Here is a 1862-nt window from a genome sequence, read left to right as displayed (position 1 = left end):
TCTGCCCGCCTTCATTGGGGACATGGCAGGCAAAGCCATGACCGTTCGTTTCGGTATATTCCGGTGCGACTTCGCGGCACATTGCAGTCGCTGCAAAACAGCGTGCGGCAAAGACACAACCCTGCGGCAGCGCACCCGGCGATGGCATCAGACCCGGGATCTGGTGCAATTCATTGCCGGTGCTGCCCTCGGCGGGGACGGACCGGATCAGGCCAAGTGTATAGGGGTGGCGGGGGGTCAGAACGATCTGCTCCACGGGTCCACATTCCACGATCCGGCCTGCATACATCACGGCAATCCGGTCGGCGATGCCCGACACCACCGATAAATCATGGCTGACCCAGATCAGCGCGGTGCCCTCATCCGCGCAAAGGCGGTGCATCTCGTGCAGGATTTGTGCCTGTACCGTCACATCAAGGGCGGTTGTCGCCTCATCCGCGAGGATCAGCACGGGATCGTTCAGCAGGGCAATCGCGATGGCAATCCGCTGGCGCATCCCGCCCGACAATTGATGCGGGAAGGAGACAAAGCGTTCTTCGGGAGCGGGAATGCCGACCTTGTTCAGAATGGCAAAACAGCGGGTATTCACCTCGGCACGGGGCAAGGACCGGTGCGCGGTAATCGCTTCGCGCATCTGCTCGTCTATGCGCAGAACGGGGTTCAGCGTCGCCATCGGATCCTGAAAGATCATCGCGATCCGGTTGCCCCTGATCTTTCGCATGGATTTGGGGTCTGCTTGCGCGAGGTCTTGGCCCTCAAACAGCACAGACCCTTTGGAGACGCTGCCGCCGCCGGGCAGCAGCCCGAGGATCGCTTTGGCCAATACGGATTTGCCGGAGCCGCTTTCGCCGACAAGCCCGAGGATTTCGCCGGGCTGCAAACTCAGGTCGATGCCGTGTAGGATGCGCAGATCGCCTTTGCGGGCGGAAAACGACACTTCGAGGTTTTTGATATCAAGGAGGGTCATTGTTGCCGCGCCTTCGGGTTCAGGACGTCGCGCAACTGATCACCCACCAGATTGATCGAGACGATGGTGAAGAGCAGTGCGAGGCCGGGATAAAAGCTGAGCCAGTAGCGGCCCGAGAGCATATCGGCGTAGCCATTGGAAATCAGCAGACCAAGCGAGGGTTCGGTCAGGGGCAGGCCAATGCCGAGAAAGCTCAGTGTGGCCTCCAGTGCGATGGCGGCGGCCACCTGCATCGTGACCAGGACGATCAGCGGTGGCAGGCAGTTGGGCAACAAATGACGCAGCACGATGCGGGAGGTGGAATAGCGCAGCATCCGACCCGCCTCGATATACTCGCGGGTTTTCTCGATCATTGCTTGTGCGCGGATCGTGCGGGCGTAATAGGCCCATTGCACGGCCACCAGTGCGATGATGATTTTGTCGGTGCCTTGGCCCAGAATGGCGACCAGCACCAGGGCGATCAGGATGGCGGGCAGGCTCAGTTGCAGCTCGACAATGCGCATCACCAGCGCGTCGATCCAGCCACCGGCGTAGGCGGCAAAGAGGCCGACGACCGATCCCAGAACAAACGCGATGCCCGCGCTTGCGGCACCCACGGCAAGGCTGGTGCGCAGACCGTATAGGATCGCCGACAGGATATCGCGCCCTTGGTCATCTGAGCCGAGCAGGAACAATTCCCCGTTTGACCCACGGCTGCCGGGCGGCAGTTTGCCGTCCATAAAGTTGAGTTGCATCAGATCGTAAGGGTCTTGCGGCGCGATCCACGGGGCAAAGATGGCAACAAACATGACGGCCAAAAGCCCTATCAGCCCAAGCACCGCGATGCGGCTGTCAAAGAAGGCGCGCGTGGCCTCCATCGCCGGATTTTCTGCGACGTTCTTCATGATTTGCCTCC

2 protein-coding genes are annotated in these 1862 nt (G+C 60.8%); both read right to left on the bottom strand.

Annotated features, from left to right (window positions below):
• A partial coding sequence (locus tag NWQ23_RS15745) for an ABC transporter ATP-binding protein (RefSeq protein WP_306167341.1) occupies window positions 1-967 on the bottom strand: 967 nt, incomplete at its 3' end.
• A complete protein-coding gene (locus tag NWQ23_RS15740) occupies window positions 964-1824 on the bottom strand; it encodes an ABC transporter permease (protein ID WP_372340141.1) in 861 nt (286 codons plus the stop codon). The genes NWQ23_RS15740 and NWQ23_RS15745, both read right to left, overlap by 4 nt.
• Window positions 1825-1862 lie beyond the last annotated feature (38 nt).

The organism is Yoonia sp. (assembly GCF_030731595.1).
Taxonomy (GTDB): domain Bacteria; phylum Pseudomonadota; class Alphaproteobacteria; order Rhodobacterales; family Rhodobacteraceae; genus Yoonia.
Note: the sequence above shows the minus strand (reverse complement) of the source record. Positions and strands in the feature narration are given on the sequence as shown.

Bases quoted from the DNA above. Each gene is read 5' to 3' on its own strand.
- NWQ23_RS15740 (WP_372340141.1), bottom strand. From the start codon at position 1,824: ATGGAGGCCACGCGCGCCTTCTTTGACAGCCGCATCGCGGTGCTTGGG.